Source organism: Microcystis sp. M113S1 (assembly GCF_020246945.1).
GTDB lineage: Bacteria > Cyanobacteriota > Cyanobacteriia > Cyanobacteriales > Microcystaceae > Microcystis.
Genome location: NZ_JADBSA010000287.1, coordinates 1 through 7,815, shown reverse-complemented (window position 1 = coordinate 7,815; position 7,815 = coordinate 1). Strand labels below are relative to the sequence as shown.

7 protein-coding genes and 2 pseudogenes are annotated in these 7,815 nt (G+C 46.7%); 4 read left to right on the top strand and 5 right to left on the bottom strand.

Going from position 1 to position 7,815, the window contains the following annotated elements; translation table 11 throughout:
- Positions 1 to 152 precede the first annotated feature (152 nt).
- Positions 153 to 440: pseudogene (locus tag IM319_RS14540) on the bottom strand (glycosyltransferase); the annotation flags it as partial.
- A gap of 241 nt (positions 441 to 681) precedes the next feature.
- Positions 682 to 894 carry an Hfq-related RNA-binding protein gene (locus tag IM319_RS14535; protein WP_002756689.1) on the bottom strand — a complete coding sequence of 71 codons (213 nt, stop codon included), beginning with the start codon at positions 892 to 894 and terminating at the stop codon, positions 682 to 684.
- 61 nt (positions 895 to 955) lie between these two features.
- On the opposite strand from IM319_RS14535, the gene dapF reads away from it, so the two are divergent.
- Positions 956 to 1,801, top strand: a complete 846-nt coding sequence (dapF, locus tag IM319_RS14530; protein ID WP_287736022.1) for a diaminopimelate epimerase — start codon at positions 956 to 958, stop codon at positions 1,799 to 1,801.
- Between the two features lie 58 nt (positions 1,802 to 1,859).
- Here dapF and IM319_RS14525 read toward each other — a convergent pair whose 3' ends face one another.
- A complete protein-coding gene (locus IM319_RS14525) occupies positions 1,860 to 2,072 on the bottom strand; it encodes a chlorophyll a/b-binding protein (RefSeq protein ID WP_286825383.1) in 213 nt (70 codons plus the stop codon).
- Positions 2,073 to 2,799: 727 nt separating this feature from the next.
- Between IM319_RS14525 and IM319_RS14520 the strand changes: the two genes are divergently transcribed.
- From IM319_RS14520 to hisB, 3 genes are all read left to right on the top strand, one after another.
- Complete coding sequence (locus tag IM319_RS14520) at positions 2,800 to 3,483, top strand: hypothetical protein (protein ID WP_287736021.1); 684 nt, start codon at positions 2,800 to 2,802, stop codon at positions 3,481 to 3,483.
- Between the two features lie 165 nt (positions 3,484 to 3,648).
- Complete coding sequence (locus IM319_RS14515; RefSeq protein WP_287736020.1) at positions 3,649 to 5,163, top strand: energy transducer TonB; 1,515 nt, start codon at positions 3,649 to 3,651, stop codon at positions 5,161 to 5,163.
- A gap of 297 nt (positions 5,164 to 5,460) precedes the next feature.
- On the top strand, positions 5,461 to 6,090 hold the full coding sequence (hisB, locus tag IM319_RS14510) for an imidazoleglycerol-phosphate dehydratase HisB (RefSeq protein WP_008203540.1): 630 nt from the start codon (positions 5,461 to 5,463) through the stop codon (positions 6,088 to 6,090).
- A 30-nt stretch (positions 6,091 to 6,120) separates the two neighbouring features.
- Here the strand turns inward: hisB and thrC are convergent, their stop codons facing one another.
- Complete coding sequence (gene thrC / locus IM319_RS14505) at positions 6,121 to 7,230, bottom strand: threonine synthase (RefSeq protein WP_287736019.1); 1,110 nt, start codon at positions 7,228 to 7,230, stop codon at positions 6,121 to 6,123.
- A gap of 460 nt (positions 7,231 to 7,690) precedes the next feature.
- Positions 7,691 to 7,815: pseudogene (locus IM319_RS22585) on the bottom strand (RNA-guided endonuclease TnpB family protein); the annotation flags it as partial.

Genomic DNA, 7,815 nt, shown 5'->3' with positions numbered 1-7,815 from the left:
TAGTGGCTTGGAAACAAGCTTTATCAATTTATTCATAATAAATATTGGCGGAAGATTAAAGATTAGTTATTGTGACTAACTCTTTTGATTAGAACAAGAGAAACTTGAGAATTTTCGGTCAAATTTATTGACTCAAAATCAGCTGTACTTAATTTAAATGAATCAACCCTACCCCGCAGGGCGCTACCATAACCCCTTTCTGGGATAGGAACCACCCGCGCCCCTGAATTAGTGGCAATTTCTTGGGAACCATCGCTGCTGCCATTATCGGCGATTAGCACCTCTCCCGCAATTTTGTGTCGTTCCAGATAATCTCGCGCTTTGCTGATACAGGTGGCCAGGGTTTCCGCCTCGTTGAGACAGGGCATGACGATGGATAATTCTAGAGTAGGTATCTGCTCATTAGGATCGGCAGCTGCCATGACCTGATTTTCCAGCATAACAATCGCGGTGGAGTCGTTTTGCCCAAGAGTATAACAGGTTATGTACAGCAGTGGTCTAAATTGTTAGCACAAAATCTGGCTATTCTTTTTCGTCTGAGCGGCAATCTAGATCTGAACTGGACTCTCTGACTTTCTTGATTAGGCAATTTATAGCCTTTCTCATCAAGATGAAGTATAATTTGAGGAATTTTTGATGCGTCCTAGACGCATCCCACAGCCAAATATCGCCAATTTCCCCCTAGGCTTTAGGTCTTAAATAAACTAGAGACTGTTGCCAAATTAAAGTGGGTTTATCGTAGTGATCGACCAGGTATAGACAGTTAACATCTTGCCAAAGGATGCGACCAACGAGGAGATCATCGGTGCTTAACTTAATTTCTACTTCCCGTTTCTCTTGAATATAGCTCTGTACTTGTTTAATACTCGGTAGGCCAGGATCAAATTGAGACATAATGAGTTTATCGATGAGGTGTTCATCCTCTATTATTCCTGTTGAGTAGCTTTTATTGACGATGAAAATCCCCTTTACCAAATATCAAGGCCTGGGCAATGATTTTATTTTGATAGATAACCGTCACAGTCCCGAACCCCTGATCACAGCGGAAATGGCCGTGGCTATGTGCGATCGACATTTTGGTATCGGTGCCGATGGCGTGATTTTTGTGCTTCCCGGCCAAGCAGCAACCGACTACACCATGAGAATTTTCAACTCTGATGGTTCGGAACCGGAAATGTGTGGTAACGGTATTCGCTGTCTAGCCCAATTTATCGCCCGTTTAGAGGCTAACAACAGCATTGGCCGCACCTATCGCATTCATACTCTAGCAGGAACGATGATTCCCCGTTTAGAAGCTAATGAACAGGTAACGGTCGATATGGGGCCGCCGCAACTCCTCGGCAGTGAAATCCCCACCACCTTGGTCCATGGGTCAGAAAAAGTCCTCGCGGTTCCCCTAGAGGTGGAGGGCAAAGATTGGTTAGTTACTTGCGTTAGTATGGGTAATCCCCACTGTGTCACTTTTGTCGATGATCTGGCCTCTATTCCTCTAGAAACTATCGGGCCAAAATTTGAGCATCATCCGGTTTTTCCCCAACGGACTAATGTGGAGTTCGTGGAAGTAATCGCGCCGGATTATATGAAGATGCGTGTCTGGGAAAGAGGAGCGGGAATTACTCTTGCTTGCGGTACCGGCGCTTGTGCTGTGGTGGTGGCGGCCCTGTTGACGGGCAAATGCGATCGCCGTTGTACCGTGGAACTGCCCGGTGGTTGTCTTCAGATTCACTGGTCGGAAACTGATAACCGGGTTTACATGACGGGTTCAGCTAAAGCTGTTTTTGAGGGCATTTACCTGGTCTAAACCAACCCGCTAGGACGGGGACTGAACTCCCCGAACAGCGCGACGGGATTGTTGATTCTTAGAGACTGGTAATCCACGCAATGATTCCTTTACCGGTTAACACTTCAATGGCCAAAAGAGAGACAAAGCCAATCATAGCTAGTCTGCCATTCAATTTTTCAGCGTTTTTGGTAAAACCGAGACCGCTAGAACTATCAACGTACATTTTCGGTTCGACAGCAAAGTTATTCAGTCTTCCTTGTTCTTCGGTGGTGTAGCCGCGGGCAGTCATGGGGAGGCTCCTTTTTTGTGCTTATGTTAAGAAGTGTAACACATTGTTAAGTTATGTTGCAAATTTTAACAAAAAATTTCTGGAGACTCAGAAAACCTCGATGGGGTGGTCATACTAAATCCTGTTTAAAAGGTATAGGAGAGTGGGGTGTAGGGTCTAGGGTGTGGGGAGAAGGGAGCGCTGGAGCTGCGGAGTGGGGAGCAGGGAGAAACAATTCATAACTTGAGAGTTAATCACACTATTAAAAACGGATTTGGGGTCAGTCAACGGCAAGGTTCTAGGCTGTCAGGGTAGTGCTATAGTTCTATCTCCTCTGGGTTTATTGACGAAATTTTGCAGCAAAAATAAATTCGGAACCATTTTGCGCCGTTTCAGAGATCACTCCAAATGTTAAGAATTGTACAACCCTCTTGTCATAAGGATTTTTATGTCATGAAACCTTAAATTTGGAATTGCTGAAGTATCTGTTGTTTGAAGGCTGGCATCACCTTTTAGACTTTATGCTGGATGAGGCCATCCCTATTGCTCTCGTTAATTCCTCTTGATTGGGGATTGGGTGTACCCAGCAGAAGCGTCCTATATTCAGTATTATTTGCTACATTCCGAATTTGGAATTGCTGACTGTGGGGAGAATAGGGAAAAACCACTAGGAAAAACCCGAATAAAATCTTAATATACAGAGTGCCTAGTAGCCATAACGATTGCGCTCACTATCTTTGTAAATTCTATGACAGAGATTAACCCAGAGATCAACCTCATGCAGATAGCGACTATACTCAACCAATATCGATTTGAAATGAGAGGATATAAAGCGCAAGAATTAATCGAGCGCTGGTTGCCCATCTATTCGCTAAATTGGATTCGCATGGCGATTTTAGAGGCACTCTATCAGGGACGTTACAAAGTCATTTCGGTGGAGGAAATCCTCAAAATTTGGCACCGTCGCGGCCATCCTACCTTTCATTTTACGGGGGAATTCGAGCGCTTGGTTTGTAAAAACTTGCTAGATTCCCAGTTAAATGACAAAAAACCAGCAGTTATCCCTAAACGGGAACAGATCAATATACCTTCTCCCACCCTTGAGCAGCCCTGTCCAGAGCCAGAAGCGGGAAAAACCGATAATAATGGCACAGTAGCCACGAGTAAAGATTCTTTACTCAACTTAGAAACTTCTCTTTTTAATGATCCTCGCAAAGGTATGAGTAATGTGGAGGAATTATTCTCGCAGTTAACCCCGGAAACGCCCAAATTCCCTGAATTAGAATCAGTGCCTAAATCGCCTAACAGCCATGGAACGAGGGAGAATTTTCCGGCTAATTTTAAACCGGCAATCGATGAGTTTATCCCTTTGTTAGACCCTTCGGAATTGTATCCCAAATTAAAAGCTGTGGCCCGCTCACAGCATAAGTAGGGTTGGCTGAAAAAGTTTTTCCTAGGGGCAGGGTGTGGGGTGTGGGGTGGTGGGGGGGGGCATACTGACACCAATTAATTCCCCGCCCTCAAGAAAAAAAAATCGCCCTGACGATTAGAATAGAGTTAACTTTCCCCCTCCAGGCTCTGCTCAATTAACTAAATTATGACATCCTCCTATTTTGGTCTAGAAACCGAAGAAAATAAACTAATTAACTCTAATAATCTCTCGTTCGCCGCTTCTCTTGGTATTCATGCCCTAATTTTAGCGATTATCTTACCTAATTTCCTCAATAATCCAGCGCAGGAGGCAAAAAAGGATTTACGCAACGTCAATCTGATTGAATTGAACCCTCTAGAGCAGTCACGTCTTCCCAATCTCGACTCCTCCCTGTCCAGCTTACCGGAACTGCCTAACCCCAATTCGTCTTCTTCCTCTTTGCCTCCTCTCCCCCCCATGGATGGCATCCATAACAGCACCTTACCTCCTTTACCCTCGGTTTCTTCCCTTCCCCCCTTACCTTCCTTACCTGCTTTACCTCCCCTCTCCTCTTTACCCTCCGTCAATATCTATTCTCCTCCCGTGGCATCTATCCCATCCCTGGGTAGATTACCGATTCCTCGCAATTTTCCCACTTCTACCCCCAGTTTACCTAGTCCTCCTTCTGTTCCCACCCTGCCAGAGAATAATAATCTGCCGAGGCAGACTAATAACCAGCAGCTCCAGCCTTACTTTGATCCCTACCAAGATAATCTAACTTTAGATAGATTGCGAAATTCGCCCCTTAGTGCATCGCAACAGGCGCAGGAACAATTAAACAATTCCCTAGCCCGCACACCGGAGCCGAATGGTCAATCGCCCCTCGATGAACAGCGTCGTCAACAATTAAGGTGGGAAATGCGGGAACGTTTGCGCTCCCTGGAGGCGGATAAAAGCAATACCAGTAACGAGGAGGCCATGAGAAATCAGGTGGATTGGCTGGCCAGAGTCCAAAAAACCAATCCTAACGCCTTAAATGAACTAAATCAGCCCAATCAGGGCAGCAGAGGCATAACTACCGTCAATTTGACTGGTAATTATCCCGCCACGGCTTGTTCCCGTCAATTGGCGGGGACGGCGGTTTATGGGGTGACGGTGGATGCCCAAGGCCGCCTCAGCAGTGAACCCCAGTTAATTAAAAGTGCTGGCTTCCCGATTTTCAATCAACAGGGGGCTAGGGAAGTACGCTTAACTCGTTTTAATAATCCCAGTGGTGAGTCGAGAATCTATCAGGTGCGAGTCAGTTTTGCCCCTAACCCGGAAGTGTGCCCAGGGGCGATCGCTAATCCTCCAAAACCAGAGGGTAGCAACCTCAATACCCGTAACTCCCCCCCCGTAACGCCGGCAATTGAAACCCCGCTTCGTCCTAATCAACCGCCGCAACCCGCCGTTAGCCCCCAACCGGATAACGTCAAGCCCCCCGAAACCACAGGGACAAATCCACCCCAAACCCAGCCAGAACCGCCCAAAGAAGCGATAATCGAAGAAAAAGCCCCAGAAACTCCTCCCCAAACCCCCGCTCTCAATCAGCCGGAGGGTTCCCCCGCCGGTCCCCCCACTAGCCAAAATCCTCAACCCGTCAGCGAGGAAGTTTTGCCCCCTGGTCCGCCGGCGTCCGCTAAAACTGAACCAGAAAGTTAGTCCTTTTCAGTGATCAGTGATCAGTTATCAGTAATCAGTGATCAGATGTGAGTTTTAAGTTCACTGATTACAAGGGCCGAATCTAAAACCTAATTTGTTAAGCTAAGTAGGGAGGCACAATTATTTGTAGGATGGGTTAGCGGTAGCGTAACATGAGCGGGCGTTGGGTTTCATGCTTCAACCCAACCTACGTTCTTTTCAGTTATCAGTGATCAGTTATCGGTAATCAGATATGAGTTTTAAGTTCACTGATTACTGAAAAAAACTCTCATCTTCCTAGTCCATATTTTTACTTAAATGATTTCCACTTCCCAGATACCCGATTCTTTTGTCTCACCTTGCCGTCGCGCCTCGGTTAGTCGTACTACTAAAGAAACCGATGTACAGGTGACGATCGATCTTGATGGTAGCGGCAATTGTCGCGCCCAGACAGGAATTCCCTTTCTTGATCATATGTTGCAGCAAATCGCCTCCCACGCTGCGATCGATCTCGATGTACGCGCCACCGGAGATCTAGAAATTGATGACCATCACACCAATGAAGACGTGGGAATCACCCTCGGACAAGCTTTACTGCAAGCTTTGGGAGACAAAAAAGGGATCGTCCGTTTCGGGCATTTTGTCGCCCCTCTCGATGAAGCTTTAGTGCAAGTTGCCCTCGATTTTTCCGGTCGCCCCCACCTCAGTTATGGTCTAGAAATTCCCACCCAAAGAGTGGGAACCTACGATACTCAGCTAGTGCGGGAATTTTTTGTCGCTTTGGTCAATCACAGTCAAATGACCCTACATATTCGCCAATTAGACGGGATTAATTCCCATCATCTTATTGAGGCTACTTTTAAAGCTTTTGCCCGGGCGATGAGTATGGCCATAGCGATCGATCCCCGTCGCGCTGGTATAATTCCCAGTTCTAAGGGAGTTTTATAGAAGCACTGCTTAACCCGAATTGACGTTAGCTTAGAAGCCCATAATTTGAGCCACTTGGGTTAATTCGGGCGCAATCCCAGATTTTAGTTGATTATTGCTGTGTTTTACCGCCGAATCTGGGTCTTTTAGTCCATTTCCCGTTAAAACACACACTACGGTGGCCCCATCGGGAACCTGTTGATGCACTTTTAATAATCCTGCCACAGAAGCGGCGCTGGCCGGTTCACAGAAAACCCCCTCTTGGCCCCCTAAAATCCGATAGGCTGCCAATATTTCCTCATCGCTGACCGCGTGAAATTGCCCTTGACTAGCGTGACTAGCAGCCCAGGCTTTTTCCCAGTTAGCGGGGTTGCCGATACGGATAGCCGTGGCCAGGGTTTCGGGATGGTCAACCGGTTGTTTGGAGATAAAAGGGGCAGCCCCAGAGGCCTGAAAACCCATCATCTTCGGCAGTCGTTCACATTTACCTATCTGGTGATACTGACAGAATCCCATCCAATAGGCGCTAATATTGCCCGCATTGCCCACGGGAATACATAACCAGTCGGGGGCATTACCCAAGACATCGACAATCTCGAAAGCCGCCGTTTTTTGACCCTCTAAACGGTAGGGATTGACGGAATTGACTAAAGTTACGGGATAATTTTCTGATAGTTGGCGGACAATCTTGAGGGCATCATCGAAGTTGCCATTAATAGCGATGACTTCCGCCCCGTACAATAAAGCTTGGGCTAATTTTCCTAAGGCCACATAACCATCGGGGATAATCACAAAGGCCCGCATCCCGGCCCTTCTTGCATAGGCTGCCGCCGCCGCCGAGGTGTTGCCGGTACTGGCACAAATCACCGCTTTTGCCCCTTCTTCCTTCGCTTTCGAGATGGCCATGGTCATGCCCCGGTCTTTAAAGCTGCCGGTGGGATTTAAACCATCATATTTGACAAAAACCTTGACATCGCGCCCGATTTGTGCTGAGAGATAGGGGGCGGGGATCAGGGGTGTATTGCCTTCTAGGAGGGTAATTACAGGGGTTTTACTGCTTACGGGCAGAAATTGGCGATATTCTTCGATCAAACCGCGCCAGCCGCCGATAGACGAGGATTTAGTGGGTGATTGGGGGATCGATCGAGAAATAGTTGTCATAGCCTTAAGGATACAGATTTGATTAGATAGCCCAATCTCCTATTTTATCGAATAAGCAGGCCAAAAAATTAATCTCTGTCGCCTGATTCGGGGTTAGGGGTTAAAGTGAGAAGAGACGAGATACAGAGACAATTACAGGATAAAAATGGGCTTATAGGTCAAAAAAAAGTTATTTTATCGATATGAATCTGATTTTTTGCCCTTTTTGTCTTTCAGAGATTGATTTAATTAGGGTTTACTGAATAAATCTAAAAACCTTCTGAAAATCGGTAAAACCCCACACCCACCAAGAAACTTTTTCAGTAAACCCTAATTAGCAGTAGTGCCAGATTAATTTCTTAGCTAGGATAGGCAAGAGGCAGCTGGAAAAAATTCTCCTGTCTCCTGTCACGACTGCTGGCAGTAATTGTGCCGGCATCTGATGTTCAAACTCAAGCAACTATGTTTGACGCTCCCCGCTCTAAAGAGACGGGGATTCTTCGTTCATTGAGTCTCCGTTAGCAAGCAGGATTTCTCCAACCAACCAAGAGGGAACCTCTCCCGAAGCGTGTAAAGTTTGCGTGCGCCCCACGCTACTTAATCCCT

Bases quoted from the DNA above. Each gene is read 5' to 3' on its own strand.
- IM319_RS14535 (WP_002756689.1), bottom strand. From the start codon at position 894: ATGTCTCAATTTGATCCTGGCCTACCGAGTATTAAACAAGTACAGAGC.
- dapF (WP_287736022.1), top strand. From the start codon at position 956: ATGAAAATCCCCTTTACCAAATATCAAGGCCTGGGCAATGATTTTATT.
- IM319_RS14525 (WP_286825383.1), bottom strand. From the start codon at position 2,072: ATGACTGCCCGCGGCTACACCACCGAAGAACAAGGAAGACTGAATAAC.
- IM319_RS14520 (WP_287736021.1), top strand. From the start codon at position 2,800: ATGACAGAGATTAACCCAGAGATCAACCTCATGCAGATAGCGACTATA.
- IM319_RS14515 (WP_287736020.1), top strand. From the start codon at position 3,649: ATGACATCCTCCTATTTTGGTCTAGAAACCGAAGAAAATAAACTAATT.
- hisB (WP_008203540.1), top strand. From the start codon at position 5,461: ATGATTTCCACTTCCCAGATACCCGATTCTTTTGTCTCACCTTGCCGT.
- thrC (WP_287736019.1), bottom strand. From the start codon at position 7,230: ATGACAACTATTTCTCGATCGATCCCCCAATCACCCACTAAATCCTCG.